This is a genomic window from Pseudomonas sp. KD5 (assembly GCF_012932895.1).
Taxonomy (GTDB): Bacteria; Pseudomonadota; Gammaproteobacteria; order Pseudomonadales; family Pseudomonadaceae; genus Aquipseudomonas.
The window spans coordinates 210421-226550 of sequence record NZ_JDWJ01000005.1 but is presented as its reverse complement, the minus strand read 5'-3'; the positions used below and the strand labels follow the sequence as shown (position 1 = coordinate 226550).

The following is a 16130-nucleotide window of genomic DNA, read 5'->3' as shown; positions in this document are numbered from 1 at the left end:
TTGAGGAAAGCGCAATGACTGACAAACCAGGTTACCGTCGCCCGCAGGCGGGCACTCAGCCGGAATACCTGCACCCTCCTTATCAATCCACCAACCTTCGCTCGCCGTCCAAGCCGTTGGTGTTTTTGCCTCATTCGCTGTCGGAAATCACCGGCCCGACCATCGGCGCCGAGCGTATTCAGGAGCGGGACAACGACCTGACCGCCCAGCACTCGGGTGAGCCATTGGGTGAACGGATCATCATCCACGGCCGTGTGCTGGATGAAGACGGTCTGCCGGTGCCGGGCATTCTGGTGGAGATCTGGCAGGCCAACGCCGCCGGTCGTTACAACCATGCCCGCGATCTGCACGACGCACCGATGGACCCGAACTTCACCGGCACCGGCCGCACCGTGACTGACGCCGATGGCTGGTACCAGTTCCAGACCATCAAGCCTGGCGCCTACCCGTGGGGTAACCACCACAATGCCTGGCGTCCGGCGCACGTCCATTTCTCCCTGTTCGGACCGAGCATTCTGACGCGCCTGGTGACCCAGATGTATTTCCCGGGTGACCCGTTGCTGGCCTACGACCCGATCTACAACTGCGTGCCCGATACCAGCGCCAAAGAACGTTTGATCGCCAGTTTCGACCTGGAAAAAACCATCCCTTCCTATGCCCTCGCTTATCGTTGGGACATCGTTTTGCGCGGCCGCGACGCCACGCCGATGGAGAAATAAGATGACGCTGAACGCGACCACATCCCACACCGTCGGACCGTACTATCACATCGGCCTGACCTGGCTGAACCGTGAAGACCTGACCGTTGAACAGACCCTCGGCGAGCGTGTGGCGATCACCGGGCAAGTCGTCGATGGCAATGGCGACTTCGTCAACGACGCCATGCTCGAAGTCTGGCAAGCCAACGCCGCTGGCAAGTACGACCACCCCGAAGACGATCAGGACAAGCCCCTGGACCCGAACTTCGAAGGGTTTGGCCGGGTGCCGGTGGATGCGCAAGGGCGCTTTCGCTTTACCACGATCAAGCCGGGCACTGTGGAAGGCCTGAAGGGCACGACCCAGGCGCCGCACCTGGTGGTGCTGGTGTTTGCTCGCGGGTTGGTGAAGCACTTGCTGACGCGGATTTACTTCGATGGTGAGCCAGCCAACGTGACGGACCCGCTGCTCGAATGCGTGCCCGCCGAACGTCGTGGCACCTTGTTGGCGAAGCAGGATGCTGCGGGTGTTTATCAGTGGAATGTGATTCTGCAGGGGACGGATGCGGAGACGGTGTTCTTCGACTATTGAGTGGCGAGGGCTCTGCTGACCAAGGAGCTTTTTTGTGGCGAGGGGGCTTGCCCCCGTTCGGCTGCGAAGCAGTCGTAAACCGGTTGGCGCGATCTACCTAACAGGTCGCGCCAACCGGTCTAGGGCTTGCTTCGCAAGTCAACGGGGGCAAGCCCCCTCGCCACAGCTGTTGCGAAATATGTCTAGACTCTCACGGTCCCCACAGAGTGAAAAAACAATGACAACCTCCACAGCTGTCTACACCGGTGAAGAACGCAGCAAAAGAATCTTTGCGATTGTCGGCGCCTCGTCCGGCAATCTGGTCGAGTGGTTCGACTTCTACGTCTACGCCTTCTGTGCGATCTACTTTGCCCCGGCCTTTTTCCCGTCCGATAACCCCACGGTGCAGTTGGTCAATACCGCGGGCGTGTTTGCCGCCGGGTTTCTGATGCGCCCCATCGGCGGCTGGATTTTCGGCCGGCTGGCGGACAAGCACGGGCGCAAGAATTCGATGCTGATCTCGATTCTGATGATGTGCTTCGGCTCGCTGCTCATCGCTTGCCTGCCGACCTACAACAGTATCGGTGTCTGGGCGCCGATCCTGTTGCTGTTCGCGCGCTTGCTGCAGGGCTTGTCGGTGGGCGGCGAATACGGCACCACCGCGACTTACATGAGCGAAGTCGCCCTCAAGGGCCAGCGCGGGTTCTTCGCGTCGTTCCAGTACGTGACGCTGATTGGCGGACAGTTGCTGGCGGTGTCGCTGGTGGTGATCCTGCAGCAGTTCCTCAATGAGGATGAATTGCGTGCCTACGGCTGGCGGATTCCGTTCGTGGTCGGTGCGGCGGCGGCGTTGATTTCGTTGTTCCTGCGTCGTGCGCTCAAGGAAACCAGCAGCAAGGAAATGCGTGAAAACAAAGACGCCGGCAGCATTGGTGCGCTGTTCCGCGATCACAAGGCCGCCTTCATCACCGTGCTGGGTTACACCGCCGGCGGTTCGCTGATTTTCTACACCTTCACCACGTACATGCAGAAGTACCTGGTGAACACCGCCGGCATGCACGCCAAGACCGCCAGCTACATCATGACCGGCGCGCTGTTCCTTTATATGTGCATGCAACCGTTCTTCGGCATGCTCGCCGACAAGATTGGCCGGCGCAATTCGATGCTCTGGTTCGGCGCCCTCGGCACGTTGTGCACCGTACCGATCCTGTTGAGCCTGAAAAGTGTCAGCAATCCGTTCCTGGCCTTTGTGCTGATTACCGTGGCGCTGGCGATCGTCAGTTTCTACACCTCGATCAGCGGTCTGGTGAAAGCCGAAATGTTCCCGCCAGAGGTGCGCGCCTTGGGCGTTGGCCTGGCGTATGCGGTGGCCAATGCGATCTTCGGCGGTTCGGCGGAATATGTAGCGCTGAGCCTTAAAGCCGGGGGCATGGAAAACTCGTTCTACTGGTACGTGACGGTGATGATGGCGGTGGCGTTCCTGTTCAGCCTGCGACTGCCGAAACAGCCGAAGTATCTGGAAAACGACCTTTGATTTTTATGCGGGGGCCTTACAGGCCCTCGCCTGCAAGGACTGTTTATGAATCAGCGACCGGGCAATCAATTGTTCGATGCCTACTTCACCGCACGCGACATGCGTGAGGTGTTCTGCGATCAGGGCCGGGTTCAGGCCATGCTTGATTTCGAAGCCGCACTGGCCCGGGCCGAAGCACGGGTGGGCCTGATTCCGCAAGCGGCTGTCGCGTCTATCGAAGCGGCCTGTAAGGCTGAGCATTACGACTTCGCCGCTCTCGGCGAGGCGATTGCCACGGCGGGCAATTCGGCGATCCCTTTGGTCAAGGCGCTGGGCAAGCAGATCGCCAAAAGCGATGCTGAAGCCGAGCGCTATGTGCATTTGGGCGCAACCAGCCAGGACGTGATGGACACCGGCCTGGTGTCGCAATTGCGCCGCGCGCTGCAACTGATCGAAGCTGATCTGGCGCAGTTGGGAGAAACCCTCGCGACCCAGGCCAAGCGATACGTCGTCACGCCGCTGGCCGGGCGCACCTGGTTGCAACATGCGACACCAGTCACCCTCGGCATGAAGATCGCCGGTTGGCTGGGCGCGGTGACTCGTAGCCGCCAGCGTTTGCTGGAACTCAAGCCGCGCCTGCTGGTGCTGCAATTCGGTGGCGCCTCCGGCACCCTCGCGGCCCTTGGCGATCAGGCGATGCCGATTGCCGAAGTCTTGGCCGCGGAACTGCAACTGACCTTGCCGGAACAACCCTGGCACACCCAGCGTGATCGTCTGGTGGAGTTCGGCGCGGTGCTTGGCTTGATCGCCGGCAGCCTCGGCAAACTCGGCCGCGACATCAGCTTGTTGATGCAGACCGAAGCCGGCGAAGTGTTTGAACCGTCGGCGCCGGGCAAGGGCGGTTCCTCGACCATGCCGCACAAACGCAACCCGGTGGGCGCGGCGGTGCTGATCGGTGCGGCGACGCGGGTGCCGGGTTTGCTCTCGACCTTGTTTAGCGCGATGCCCCAGGAACACGAGCGCAGCCTGGGCCTGTGGCATGCCGAATGGGAAACCCTGCCGGAGATCTGCTGCTTGGTGTCGGGCAGCCTGCAGCAAGCGCTGTTGGTGGTCGACGGACTGGAAGTGGACGCGATGCGCATGACCCGCAACCTCGACCTGACCCAAGGCCTGGTGCTCGCTGAAGCCGTGAGCATCGTCCTGGCGCAACGGGTCGGTCGCGACACCGCGCATCATCTGCTGGAGCAATGCTGCAAGCGTGCTGTGGCCGAGCAACGTCATCTGCGCGCGGTACTCGGCGATGAGCCGCAAGTGACCGCCGAGTTGTCGGGCGCTGAACTCGATCATCTGCTGGACCCCGCCCATTACCTCGGTCAGGCCCATACCTGGGTCGAGCGAGCGGTGGCTGAACATTTTGCGTTGACTGCCTGAAGGAGACTGCTGTGGCATTCGTACAACTCGCCGAGGGCGAACTGCACTACCAAATTCAAGGGCCGCAACTCGATGGCCCTGAAGAAGCGCCGGTACTGGTGCTGTCCAACTCACTGGGTACCGACCTGCACATGTGGGACGCACAGATCCCGGCGTTCACCGAGCATTTCCGGGTGCTGCGTTTTGACACCCGTGGTCACGGCAAGTCATTGGTGACGCCAGGGCCGTACAGCATCGAGCAACTGGGCCGCGACGTGCTGGCGCTGCTGGATGCCTTGCACATCGAGCGCGCACATTTCTGCGGTCTGTCCATGGGCGGGTTGATCGGCCAATGGCTGGGGATCAATGCCGGTCAGCGTTTGAACAAACTGATCGTGTGCAACACCGCGGCGAAAATCGGCGATCCATCGGTGTGGAACCCACGAATCGAAACCGTGCTGCGCGACGGCGCGGCGGCGATGGTCGCCCTGCGCGATGCGTCGATTGCACGCTGGTTTACCGCGGATTTTTCCGCTGCCAATCCAGCAGTGGCGAAGCAGATCACCGACATGCTCGCGGCTACCTCGCCTGAAGGTTACGCGGCCAATTGCGCGGCGGTGCGCGATGCCGATTTCCGCGATCAGTTGTCCTCGATCAAGGCGCCGCTACTGGTGATCGCCGGCACCGAAGATGCGGTCACGCCGCCGTCTGGCGGGCATTTCATTCAGGAACATGTACGGGGCGCCGAGTACGCCGAGTTCTACGCCGCGCACCTGTCCAACGTCCAGGCCGGCGCTGCGTTCAGCGAGCGGGTGCTGGCGTTTCTTTCAGGTCATTGAGGAATTTTTTGTGGACGAGAAACAACGTTACGACGAGGGCATGAAAGTCCGTCGCGCAGTGCTCGGCGACGCCCACGTCGACCGCAGCCTGAACGCGCTGACCGAGTTCAACTCGGAGTTCCAGGAGATGATCACCCGCCACGCCTGGGGCGACATTTGGACCCGCCCGGGCCTGCCGCGCCACACCCGCAGCCTGATCACCATCGCCATGTTGATCGGCATGAACCGCAACGAAGAACTCAAACTGCACCTGCGCGCCGCCGCCAACAACGGCGTAACCCGTGGCGAGATCAAGGAAGTGATCATGCAGAGTGCGATCTATTGCGGAATTCCGGCGGCCAACGCGACGTTCCATTTGGCCGAGTCGGTGTGGGATGAGTTGGGGGTTGAGTCGCGGGAGTGATCCGCGAAAGTTGTGTTGCCTGAGCTGACGCCTTCGCGGGCAAGCCTCGCTCCTACAAGGTCATGGTTAATCTTGTAGGAGCGAGGCTTGCCCGCGAAGGCGTTTTGGAGTCTTACAGCAGGCTGATCGGATAGCTGACGATCAAGCGGTTCTCGTCGAACTCGTTGTTGCTGAAGTCACGGCGGATGGTGGAGTTGCGCCATTTGACGTTGAGGTTTTTGAGCGTACCGCTCTGCACCGTATAACCCAGTTCGCTTTCGCGGCCCCATTCCTTGCCGTCGCTGGTGGTGGCGGTGTGGACGTTGTCGCCACTGATGTAGCGGTTCATCAGGGTCAGGCCCGGCACGCCAAGGGCGGCGAAGTTGTAGTCGTGGCGCACTTGCCAGGATTTTTCCCGGGCGTTGTCATAGCTGGAGTTGTAGCTGTCGTTGGCCAGGGTGCCGCCGCTGGTGCCGTTGACCCGCATCCAGGCGTTGTCGCCGGTGAGTTTTTGCAGGCCGACGTAAAAGGTGTTGCCACCGTATTTGGCCGAGAACAGGCCCGACCAGGTTTTGTTGTCCAGCTCGCCCGCCCGGGCGCTGCCGTCATCCTTGCCGTAGAAGAACCCGAGGTTGGCGCCCAGGGTCCAGTCGCCCAGCGGTTGGGTGTGGATCAGGTTGACGTATTGCTGGCTGTAGATGTCCTTGAGTTCAGCATTCCACAGGCCGATCTGAGTACGCTTGTCGTTGAAGGCGTATTCGACGCCCTGGAAGTTGAAGCGGTCTGACTTGAAGGCCGCTTTGCCGGTCATCGACATGTCGCTCATGCTGCTGTCGTCGCGCGGGCTGTTGGCGCGGAACTGGCCGCCGTAGAGCGTCAGGCCGTCGATTTCCTTCGAGGTGATCTGGCCGCCACGGAAGGTTTGCGGCAGCGAGCGACCGTCGTCCGAACGCAGGATCGGCAGCACCGGCATCCATTCGCCGACCTTCACTTCGGTCTGGGACAGCTTCGCCTTGAACGCCACGTTGGCGCGACCGAAGTTGTCCGCCGGGCGGCCATCGTGATCCAGCGGCAGCAACTGCGTCCCGCCGGTGCCTTTACCGCCGTCGAGCTTGACCGAATACAACCCCAGCACGTCCATGCCGAACCCGACGGTGCCCTGGGTGAACCCGGATTTGGCGTCGAGGATAAAGCTTTGCGTCCACTCTTCAGCCTTGCCCTGGCTCTTGGTCGGATTGGTGAAGTTACGGTTGATGTAGAAGTTACGCAGGTTCAGGTTGGCCTTGGCTCCTTCGACAAAGCCCGCTTCCTCGGCCAAGGCGGGCAGGGCCACGCCGGCCAATGCGATGGCGATCAGGCTGGGAAACAAATACTGCGTGGTGGAGGAAGTCATGGGCTCGGGTCTCTCTAATTGTCAGGGATAAAGCACTACTCAGCCGCAACCAAGGGGTCGCAGACAAAAAATCGAATTCGGATAAGGGGGAGGCGAGATCAGCCGGAGCGCAGAGGGCGCGTAGTCATGGTGTCGGACCTTGTTGTTATTGATTTTTGCAGGTGCGGACAATGGTGCGAGGGATGGGCGGGGGGATTCAATTGGGGGGGATGGGGTTTTGGGCGATTAACGAACACTAATCGACGTCTGCCTGGGCGCGGACGGTATGAGGCATTCTTAATAAAATCCCATAGTTATTCGGGTTGATAAGGGGCATCCGCAGGTGTGTTCTATTAATGGCGCCTTGTTGCTTTGTTGATGTTAGATGGAAGTGTTTATTGCTTTAGTTGTAAGACGTTTCCTACAGTGTTGGCTGTCATTAAAGGTAGATCAATAGTCGCCGGTTAAACTTAAGAATTGGTGTTGTCGGTTATCGTAAAAAGATTTAAAGAGAGCCATGGGCTTGGCTGGAAAAGAAAAGAGGCCTTGCTATATTCAAATTCCTCAGGCGGGCAAAAGAAATTCTCATGCTTCGTCAGGGGATGTTTTTCGTCATGCCGAAATAACAAGGAGAAGTACCATGGGTAATAAAGTCAATCAGGAACGTTTGGCCTCGGTTCTGGGACGGGCCGTGCTGGACGAAAAATTTGCCAACGCCTTACACAGTGATCCGGCAGGGGCGGCTAAAAATATTGGCGTGCACTTAAGTACTGACGAGATCGCGGCGGTTAAAGGTATTGATGCTGCAAAACTGACGGCAGCTTCCTCCAGCATTCGGAGCAACCTGGGGATACGCGCGGTATTCGATACACAGAACCAGCAGCAACAAGCGCGCATGGATTAACGGTGGGTGATGCCATTTGGCGTGCCACGAAAGGTGGGCTTTTACGGTGGTACGCCGAATGGCCTTATCAGACTCATGACCTGAAGCACTCGGGCACGGAGTGAATGACGCATGTCTGTCACCTTGGCTCCAATGAATGACGCGGACTTTGCTACGTTCGCCGACAGAGCGCTTGCTGAATATGGCGACGGGATGGTCGCCGCCGGCGAGTGGGGCCAGGAGGAGGCGTCGCAAAGGGCACGCAGCGTCTTCGAGCAATTGTTGCCGCAAGGGCGATTGACTGAAAAGAATCAACTCTGGGTAATCCAGGATCAAGCGCGGCGCATCGGTGAATTATGGGTTGCCGAACGACACGCTGGCGCCGGTCGGATCGCCTTCATTCTGGATATTTACATTGACCCCGGCGAACGCCGCCAGGGTTATGCAAAACAATCGCTGCTGGCCCTGGAGTCATGGGCGAGCCAGGCGGGATGCAAGGAAGTGCGGTTGCATGTCTTTGGTCGCAACGATGCGGCGCGTCGTCTATATGAACAACTGGGTTATGGCATTGCCAGTCTGACAATGGCGAAGCCGTTGCCGCCAACCTAAGGGAAGGTTGAGAAATGGACATCGGTAACAGTGGTCAACGTGAGCTCTCGGTCGAGGATTTATTTCAGGGTACGACCTTCCTTGCGGATTCGGAGCCTTCGCGATTTGAAGTCTTGCTGGAGCGTGTCAGTCGAAATCGATACACCAGCTTTGTTGCGCTGTACACCGAACTTTTTCAGTTGTTTCCCAACGCTCCACATCTGGCAGAGTTTTTTGAGCAGGCATTTAATCTTATCGTTCCTCCGACCCGTGAACAGCGCTTGATTATTAATGATCCGGTGTTTCAAGTGTGGAATGTGCTGACGGCTCATTATGCCAATCTGGTCATCACGAAAAAGACCGAGGACAGGAGTGAGCTGGAAAAAATGCTGTTTGAATTTCCAGAGATGTTAGTGCGTGTCAAAGCATCCGATAGTTCCCGCGTGAATCATTATTGCCCCCCTGTGCATCGATTTGATGTCGATCCGCTGGTAGCGATAGTGATGCCGCCCAGCTATGAGTTTCCGGAGGATGAAGCCGTCCGCAAACAGTTGGAGCGTAGCGGTTACTCCGTACGGTTTTTTTGCGACGTGGTGAATATTGCCCTGTTGCGCATAGAGCACACATGGCCCGCCTGCCGTGAGCAAATCAAAAAACTGGTCAAGTCGATTTTTTATTTACCCGATGGTTCATTTCGAAGCTGTTCGGCGTCCCGTTTCACCGGAATCATCCTGTTGTCGAGCCGGGATGATTCGATACTCGATCTGGAAGAGTCCCTGGTGCATGAGGCCACTCATCAGTTGCTCTATCACATTGTCGAGGCGTGCCCGGTCGTTAAGGAAGAGACCTCGCGGGAGCCTTTGTACACCTTGCCGTGGTCGGGACAGAAGCGTGACTTTTATGGCTACTTCCACGCGTTTTACGTGTACATCGCGTTGGTCAAATACCTGGGGCGGGTTCGTTCGCGTTCGACCGATGAGCTGCAGAGGGCGCAAAACCGTCTGTTGTACATTCTGCGAGGCTTGATCAAGGCATTGCCGGACTTTGAGGCCAGCACTGAATTCACCCCACAAGGACGTCAACTTCTGGAAAACCTCGCCAAAGAGGTCAGAGCACAGGAAAACCAATATGCCGGGCTGTTGGCGATATCGGGGACTGATACTGAGCAACAACGCTTGCTGGGTCTGACCGCCTGAAGCCGGGGAGGCTCACATGGGGATGTTTGATGCCTCGTCCTATCCCGAGGCCGGCGTAGGGCTGGAATACCATTTGCCACGGCGCAGGGCACAGGATGACCGGTCGGAGGATGGACTTGACCCGACGGTTGAGCGAATTCTCGCTGAGGGCCTGCCGCATTTCGATTACGTCGAGTTTCAGCCGACCCACTGCATCCTGCAGCCTCGTTTACTTGATCTCAGCGCTCACGTACCGAGCCTGCTGCACTCGTCCAGTTTGTCCCTGGGCAGCGTGGGCATCGCGATGGATCGCGAGTTTCTGCACATGACGCGGCGACTGTGCGACAAAACCCGCTCGCCGTGGCTGGCCGAGCATATTTCCTGGTCGCGTTTCCACGGTGGCGATACGCAGCACTTCATTTTGCCGACCCTGGCCCAAGAGGTGGCGGACACGGTGGTGGCCAATGCCATCGAATTGCGCGAGCTCACGGCCACACTGCTGGTGCTGGAAAACGCACCGCGGTTGTTTTCATTGTCGGGCGCACAAGAGCAGTCCGAAGGCGAGTTCATTTCCAGTGTGGTGGCGCGCAGCGGCTCGGGATTTTTGCTGGATCTCGACAGCGCGATCACGACCGCCAGAACCCAGGGTTACGACCTGAACGACTATTTGCGTTCGTTGCCGCTGGACCGGTTGATTGAGATTCACACCAGCCATCCACGGCGGGATTGGGACATTTTGCGTGAATTGTTTAAGTCATCCCCGGTGAAAGCGATCACCCTGGAGTGGGATATTTCGCGCAAAACCGATGATGCGGAACTGTTGACCTTGATCAAGGCCATCAAGTCCTTGAGGCCCAAGGCCCTGTTCTGGCAGGGGCTTGATCAACAGGGCGATCAACAGACGCCGTCGGAGGGCGCGCAGACCCTGCTGAAACTCAGGGAAAGCACCTGGCTCAGCGTTGGCTCAGCGTCGTTTTTTATCCGGGACCGGCAGCAGGACTTGAGCCTGGAGTTTGACGTGACGTTGCTGCCGTTACTGCGCCACTTCCTCAGCCCGCAGACGCTGGAGAGTGCCTTGTTGCTGCCGGGGGTTTTGCAGAGTCCGGCGCAGGACGACAACCTGGCATTCCTGAAGACGCTGGTCAGCCACGGTGTTTTGCTGCCCGTGGTGAATCAATCGTGTTCGGTCACGTATAACCAGGGTAAGCATTCGCTCAACCTTTGGACCCGTTGGGATGCAGCGCTGGAGTTTTACCTGAGTACCCGGACCGGCTCGCACACGCCCTACATCAGCGTTGCCGAGCTGGAAACGGAGCTGGAGCAAAAGGCCTCGGCGCAACCTCAGCCGTCGGCGTTCAAGGACTACTGGTCCCATCCGTTCATCGCCCTGGAAAACCCGCTGCTGCCTGCCTGTGCGATCGCTCAGCCGACGCTGCTGGACTCGCTGTGCAATCGCCGCACGTCGCGAACCTTCAGTGATCAGCCGTTGAGTTCGGAACAACTGTCTTTGTTGCTCTACTACACTTGGGGCGCGACCGTCGTGCAGCACAACCGCATGGGCGACTACTTCCTGAAGAAAACCTCGCCGGCGGGCGGATCGTTGCAGGGCACCGAGGTGTATGCGGTGCTGATGAATGTGCAAGGTTTCGAGCGGGGGCTTTACCATTATTCGGTGCGTCGTCACGGGCTGGAGCTGCTTTCCCTGGAAGATCCACGGGTCTGGATCAGCGAGGCCTGTGGTGGTCAGACATGGATAGAGGAGGCGGCAGCGGTGTTCGTTTCCACGGCGCGGGTCGAGCGGATGGCCTGGAAATACGAATTCAGCCGCGCATTGCGGGTGGCGCTGATGGATGCCGGGCATCTGAGTCAGACCTTTTCACTGTTGGCCACCGCGCTGGGCCTGGGCAGTTTCACGACCGCAGCGTTACGCGACGAAATGTTCGAAAACCGCTTGGGGCTCGATTATCTAGAAGAGCCGGTGTTTCTGGTCAATGGGGTCGGAGGGTGACGAGAACAGGCTGGTTTTTTTCACGGCCAACAAAAAGCCCACCAAACGGTGGGCTTCGTGTTTACGGCGCTATCAGAACAACTTCATCTTCGGCGCTTCTTCTTTCAACGGCTCGTTCTTCGCCGTCAGTTCATTCCAGCCACCGCCCAACGCCTTGTACAGGTTGACCGCGCTGGTCAGCTGCGCCAGGCGGTCGGTGATCAGCGCCTGTTGGGCACTGAACAGCTGGCGCTGGGCGTCGAGGAAGGTCAGGTTGCTGTCGACCCCGATGCGATAACGACGCTCGGCCAGACGGTAGTAGTCCTGGTTGGCGCTGACGAAATCACGCTGAGCCTGTAACTGCTCGGTGTAGGTCTGGCGTGCAGCCAGGCCATCGGCGACTTCCTGGAAGGCCGTTTGAATGGACTTCTCGTAGTTCGCCACGCTGATGTCTTTCTGGATCTTGGAGTAATCCAGGCTGGCGCGCAGGCTGCCGGCGTTGAAGATCGGCAGGTTGATTTGCGGCTGGAACAACCAGGTGCCCGAACCGCCCTTGAACAGACCGGACAAGTCCGGGCTCAGCGAGCCGGCATTGGCGGTCAGGCTGATGCTCGGGAAGAACGCCGCCCGCGCCGCGCCGATGTTGGCGTTGGCGGCCTTGAGGTTGTATTCGGCCTGGAGGATGTCCGGGCGACGTTGCAGCAAGTCCGACGGCAGGCCCGCCGGCACATCGCTCAGCAGGTCGTCCGACAGAGGCTTGGCTGCTTGCAGATTGGCCGGGATACCGGTGCCGAGCAGCAACACCAGGCTGTTTTCATCCTGGGCGACCTGACGGGTGTATTTAGCCTGTTGCGCACGGGCGTTTTCCACCGAGGTACGTGACTGGGCCAGATCCAGCGCCGAGGCTACGCCCACTTCGTTGCTGCGCGAGGTGAGCTTGTAGCTCTCCTCGAAGGCACCGAGGGTTTCCTGGGTCAGTTTCAGCAGTTCCTTGTCGGCCTGCCAGGTCAGGTAGGCATTGGCCACGCTGGCCACCAGACTGATCTGCGTGCTGCGCCGTGCTTCTTCAGTGGCGAAGTACTTCTGCAGGGCTTCTTCGCTCAGGCTGCGCACCCGACCGAACAGGTCGAGTTCGTAGGCGCTGATGCCGACGGTGGCCGAGTAGGAACTGCTGATGTTCGCTTCGCCGGTTTGCGAGGCCCGTGCCGGAACCCGCTGACGACTACCGCTGCCGGTGGCCGAAACCGCCGGGAACAGGTCGGCGCGCTGGATGCGGTATTGAGCCGCATAAGCGTCGATGTTCAGCGCCGCGACGCGCAGGTCACGGTTGTTCTCCAGCGCGGTCTGAATCACCTGTTGCAGCGCCGGGTCGTGGAAAAACTGCTTCCAGCCCTGTTCAGCGGCGGCCTGGTTAGGCGCCTGGGCCGGCGAATACGCCGGGCCTTGCGGGTATTGGCCCGCCACCGGTGCTTCAGGCCGCTGATAATCGGGTATCAGCGAGCAGCCACTCAGCACGAAAGCGGTGACTGCCAGGGAGAGTAGCGACTTGCTCATTAGCCAGCCTCTTGAGAAGTTTCAATGGCGTCATCCTGGTCGGCGAGTTTGCGCTGGCCCATGGACGACACGGTGACGAAGAACAATGGAACCCAGAAGATCGCCAGGATCGTGGCCGTGAGCATACCGCCAATCACCCCGGTACCGATCGCATGTTGGCTACCCGAACCTGCGCCCGTGGAAATGGCCAGCGGTACCACGCCGAGCACGAATGCGAGCGAGGTCATGATGATCGGTCGCAGACGCATCCGGCAGGCTTCGATCGCTGCATCGCGCAGGCTACGCCCTTGCTCATGCAGCTCCTTGGCGAACTCGACGATCAGAATGGCGTTTTTCGCCGCCAGACCGATGGTGGTCAACAGCCCCACCTGGAAATACACGTCGTTGGACAGGCCGCGCAGGCTGGTCGCCATCAGCGCGCCGATGATCCCCAGCGGCACGACCAGCATGACCGCGATCGGGATCGACCAGCTTTCATACAACGCTGCCAGACACAGGAACACCATCAGCAGCGACAAGGCGTACAGCGCTGGCGCTTGCGAGCCGGACAGGCGCTCTTCGTACGACAGGCCGGTCCAGGAAATACCGACACCTGCCGGCAGTTTCTTGGCCAGGGCTTCGACTTCGGCCATGGCTTCACCGGTGGAATAGCCAGGCGCCGGGGCACCGAGGATTTCCATCGCTTCCACGCCGTTGTAACGGGCCAGTTTCGGCGAACCGTAGATCCATTCACCCCTGGCGAACGCCGAGAACGGAACCATGGTGCCGGCGCTGTTGCGCACGTACCACTTCTTCAGGTCTTCAGGGCTCATGCGAGCGCCGGGCAGGCCTTGCACGTAAACCTTCTTCACACGACCGCGGTCGATGAAGTCGTTCACATAGCTACTGCCCAGGGCAATCGACAGGGTGTTGTTGATGTCAGTGAGGGTCACGCCCAGGGCGCTGGCCTTCTCATCGTCGATTTCCAGCTGGTACTGCGGCTCGTCGTTCAGGCCGTTCGGACGGACTTGCGACAGGACCTTGCTTTGCGCCGCCATGCCGAGGAACTGGTTACGGGCTTCCATCAGCTTGTTGTGACCGATACCGGCGCGGTCCTGAAGGAACACGTCGAAACCGGTGGCGTTACCCAGTTCCAGTACCGCTGGTGGCGCAAAGGCAAACACCATGGCATCGCGGAAGGTAAAGAAGTGCTGTTGGGCACGGGCTGCCAGGTTGAACACACTGTTGTCGGCGTTACGTTCGTCCCACGGTTTGAGCATGATGAACGCCATGCCCGAACTCTGGCCACGGCCGGCGAAGTTGAAGCCGGTCACGGTAAACACCGAGGCCACCGCATCGCCTTCGCCGCCATCCTTGCTCGGACGCAGCAGGAACTCGCGCATTTCATCCACGACCACTTGCGTGCGCTGGGAGCTGGAACCGGCCGGGGTTTGCACCTGGGCAAACAGTACGCCCTGGTCTTCTTCCGGCAGGAACGCCGTTGGAATGCGGGTGAACAGCCAGATCATGCCAACCACGATGATCAGGTACGCCAGCAGGTATGGAGCCTTGTACGCGAGCATGTTGCCGACGCCGCGCTCGTAGCTTTTGACGCCACGGTCGAAGTTGCGGTTGAACCAGCCGAAGAAGCCGCGTTTCGGCGTGCCGTGCTCGCCTTTCGGAATCGCCTTGAGCATGGTGGCGCAAAGCGCCGGGGTGAAGATCAATGCAACCAGCACCGACAAGGCCATGGCCGAAACGATGGTGATCGAGAACTGCTTGTAGATCACACCGGTGGAGCCACTGAAGAACGCCATCGGCAGCAGTACCGCCGACAACACCAGGGCAATACCGACCAGAGCCCCCTGGATCTGCCCCATGGATTTCTTGGTGGCCTCCTTGGGTGACAGGCCTTCTTCGCTCATGACCCGTTCGACGTTTTCCACCACGACGATGGCGTCGTCCACCAGCAAGCCGATGGCCAGCACCATGCCGAACATGGTCAGGGTGTTGATGCTGAAGCCAAATGCCGCGAGGATCCCGAATGTACCCAGCAATACCACCGGCACGGTCATCGTGGTGATGACGGTGGCGCGGAAGTTCTGCAGGAACAGGAACATCACCAGGAACACCAGCACGATCGCTTCGACCAGGGTTTCAACCACACCCTTGATCGACTCGGTCACCACCGGGGTGGTGTCGTACGGGAACACCACTTCCATCCCTTGCGGGAAGAACGGCTTCAGGTCGTTGATGGTTTTGCGCAAGGCTTTTGCGGTGTCGAGGGCGTTGGCACCGTTGGCCAGCTTCACTGCCAGACCGGAAGCCGGGCTGCCGTTGAACTGGGCGCTGACGCTGTAGTTCTCGCCACCCAGGCCTACTTCGGCGACGTCTTTGAGGCGAACCTGCGAGCCGTCCTTGTTGACCTTGAGCAGGATTTCCTTGAACTGCTCGGCGGTCTGCAGACGGGTCTTGCCGATGATCGTAGCGTTCAGTTGCTGGCCGGGCAGGGCGGGCAAGCCGCCGAGTTGACCGGACGAGACCTGGACGTTCTGCGCCGCGATGGCGGTTTTCACGTCCACCGGGGTCAGGTTGAAGTTGTTCAACTTGGCCGGATCGAGCCAGATCCGCATCGCGTACTGGGCACCGAAGACCTGGAAGTCACCGACACCGGCGGTCCGCGAGATCGGGTCCTGCATGTTCGACACGATGTAGTTGGACAGGTCGTCCTTGGTCATGCTGCCGTCACGCGACACCACACCGATGACCATCAGGAAGTTTTTCACCGACTTGGTCACGCGGATACCCTGCTGCTGCACTTCTTGCGGCAGCAGCGGGGTGGCCAGGTTCAGTTTGTTCTGGACCTGAACCTGCGCGGTATCGGAGCTGGTGCCCTGCTCGAAGGTCGCGGTAATGGTCATGCTGCCGTCGGAGTTACTTTCCGACGAGACATAACGCAGGTTGTCGATACCGTTGAGCTGTTGCTCGATCACCTGCACCACGGTGTCCTGCACGGTTTGTGCAGACGCGCCAGGGTAAGTCACGGAGATCGCAATGGCCGGAGGCGCAATGCTCGGGTATTGGTTGATGGGCAGCTTGAGGATCGATAAAGCCCCGACCAGCATGATCACCAGGGCAATTACCCAGGCGAAAATCGGACGGTCGATAAAAAATTTCGACAT

General features: G+C 59.5%; 13 protein-coding genes. 10 read left to right on the top strand and 3 right to left on the bottom strand.

All coding sequences use genetic code 11. The annotated features are described in order from the left end of the window. The first annotated feature begins 14 nt into the window (after positions 1-14). The 6 genes from pcaH to pcaC all read left to right on the top strand — a co-directional run bounded on the left by pcaH (position 15) and on the right by pcaC (position 5431). The gene (gene pcaH, locus AF70_RS13245; protein ID WP_018926874.1) at positions 15-719 is read left to right on the top strand and encodes a protocatechuate 3,4-dioxygenase subunit beta; all 705 of its coding nucleotides are present in this window, start codon (positions 15-17) and stop codon (positions 717-719) included. A 1-nt stretch (position 720) separates the two neighbouring features. After that, positions 721-1287, top strand: coding sequence for a protocatechuate 3,4-dioxygenase subunit alpha (gene pcaG / locus AF70_RS13240; protein ID WP_028939257.1), 567 nt, complete (start codon positions 721-723; stop codon positions 1285-1287). A gap of 217 nt (positions 1288-1504) precedes the next feature. Next, the gene (locus AF70_RS13235) at positions 1505-2800 is read left to right on the top strand and encodes an MFS family transporter (RefSeq protein ID WP_019580913.1); all 1296 of its coding nucleotides are present in this window, start codon (positions 1505-1507) and stop codon (positions 2798-2800) included. A gap of 45 nt (positions 2801-2845) precedes the next feature. Further along, on the top strand, positions 2846-4210 hold the full coding sequence (locus AF70_RS13230; protein WP_028939258.1) for a 3-carboxy-cis,cis-muconate cycloisomerase: 1365 nt from the start codon (positions 2846-2848) through the stop codon (positions 4208-4210). 11 nt (positions 4211-4221) lie between these two features. After that, on the top strand, positions 4222-5028 hold the full coding sequence (pcaD, locus tag AF70_RS13225) for a 3-oxoadipate enol-lactonase (protein ID WP_028939259.1): 807 nt from the start codon (positions 4222-4224) through the stop codon (positions 5026-5028). A 10-nt stretch (positions 5029-5038) separates the two neighbouring features. Next, on the top strand, positions 5039-5431 hold the full coding sequence (gene pcaC / locus AF70_RS13220; protein WP_028939260.1) for a 4-carboxymuconolactone decarboxylase: 393 nt from the start codon (positions 5039-5041) through the stop codon (positions 5429-5431). Between the two features lie 112 nt (positions 5432-5543). Here pcaC and AF70_RS13215 read toward each other — a convergent pair whose 3' ends face one another. Next, positions 5544-6803 (bottom strand): OprD family porin, encoded by a 1260-nt coding sequence (locus AF70_RS13215; RefSeq protein ID WP_028939261.1) that lies wholly within the window; start codon positions 6801-6803, stop codon positions 5544-5546. Between the two features lie 619 nt (positions 6804-7422). Between AF70_RS13215 and AF70_RS13210 the strand changes: the two genes are divergently transcribed. The 4 genes from AF70_RS13210 to AF70_RS13195 all read left to right on the top strand — a co-directional run bounded on the left by AF70_RS13210 (position 7423) and on the right by AF70_RS13195 (position 11436). Further along, complete coding sequence (locus AF70_RS13210; protein WP_018926867.1) at positions 7423-7686, top strand: Os1348 family RiPP precursor; 264 nt, start codon at positions 7423-7425, stop codon at positions 7684-7686. A gap of 111 nt (positions 7687-7797) precedes the next feature. Continuing rightward, positions 7798-8274 carry a GNAT family N-acetyltransferase gene (locus AF70_RS13205; RefSeq protein WP_026286480.1) on the top strand — a complete coding sequence of 159 codons (477 nt, stop codon included), beginning with the start codon at positions 7798-7800 and terminating at the stop codon, positions 8272-8274. Positions 8275-8288: 14 nt separating this feature from the next. Then, positions 8289-9449 carry an HEXXH motif-containing putative peptide modification protein gene (locus AF70_RS13200; protein WP_019580907.1) on the top strand — a complete coding sequence of 387 codons (1161 nt, stop codon included), beginning with the start codon at positions 8289-8291 and terminating at the stop codon, positions 9447-9449. Between the two features lie 16 nt (positions 9450-9465). Then, a complete protein-coding gene (locus AF70_RS13195; protein ID WP_028939262.1) occupies positions 9466-11436 on the top strand; it encodes a DUF692 family multinuclear iron-containing protein in 1971 nt (656 codons plus the stop codon). A 72-nt stretch (positions 11437-11508) separates the two neighbouring features. On the opposite strand, the gene emhC is transcribed toward AF70_RS13195, so the two are convergent. Together emhC and emhB are read right to left on the bottom strand one after the other, a co-directional pair. Further along, entirely contained in the window at positions 11509-12969 is a 1461-nt protein-coding gene (gene emhC, locus AF70_RS13190) for an efflux RND transporter outer membrane subunit EmhC (protein ID WP_028939263.1), read from the bottom strand. Continuing rightward, on the bottom strand, positions 12969-16130 hold the full coding sequence (emhB, locus tag AF70_RS13185; protein ID WP_028939264.1) for an efflux RND transporter permease subunit EmhB: 3162 nt from the start codon (positions 16128-16130) through the stop codon (positions 12969-12971). The genes emhC and emhB overlap by 1 nt, the downstream gene beginning before the upstream one ends.

Coding starts and splice junctions, on each gene's coding strand:
- pcaH (WP_018926874.1), top strand. CDS start 15: ATGACTGACAAACCAGGTTACCGTCGCCCGCAGGCGGGCACTCAGCCG.
- pcaG (WP_028939257.1), top strand. CDS start 721: ATGACGCTGAACGCGACCACATCCCACACCGTCGGACCGTACTATCAC.
- AF70_RS13235 (WP_019580913.1), top strand. CDS start 1,505: ATGACAACCTCCACAGCTGTCTACACCGGTGAAGAACGCAGCAAAAGA.
- AF70_RS13230 (WP_028939258.1), top strand. CDS start 2,846: ATGAATCAGCGACCGGGCAATCAATTGTTCGATGCCTACTTCACCGCA.
- AF70_RS13215 (WP_028939261.1), bottom strand. CDS start 6,803: ATGACTTCCTCCACCACGCAGTATTTGTTTCCCAGCCTGATCGCCATC.
- AF70_RS13210 (WP_018926867.1), top strand. CDS start 7,423: ATGGGTAATAAAGTCAATCAGGAACGTTTGGCCTCGGTTCTGGGACGG.
- AF70_RS13205 (WP_026286480.1), top strand. CDS start 7,798: ATGTCTGTCACCTTGGCTCCAATGAATGACGCGGACTTTGCTACGTTC.
- AF70_RS13200 (WP_019580907.1), top strand. CDS start 8,289: ATGGACATCGGTAACAGTGGTCAACGTGAGCTCTCGGTCGAGGATTTA.
- AF70_RS13195 (WP_028939262.1), top strand. CDS start 9,466: ATGGGGATGTTTGATGCCTCGTCCTATCCCGAGGCCGGCGTAGGGCTG.
- emhC (WP_028939263.1), bottom strand. CDS start 12,969: ATGAGCAAGTCGCTACTCTCCCTGGCAGTCACCGCTTTCGTGCTGAGT.
- emhB (WP_028939264.1), bottom strand. CDS start 16,130: ATGTCGAAATTTTTTATCGACCGTCCGATTTTCGCCTGGGTAATTGCC.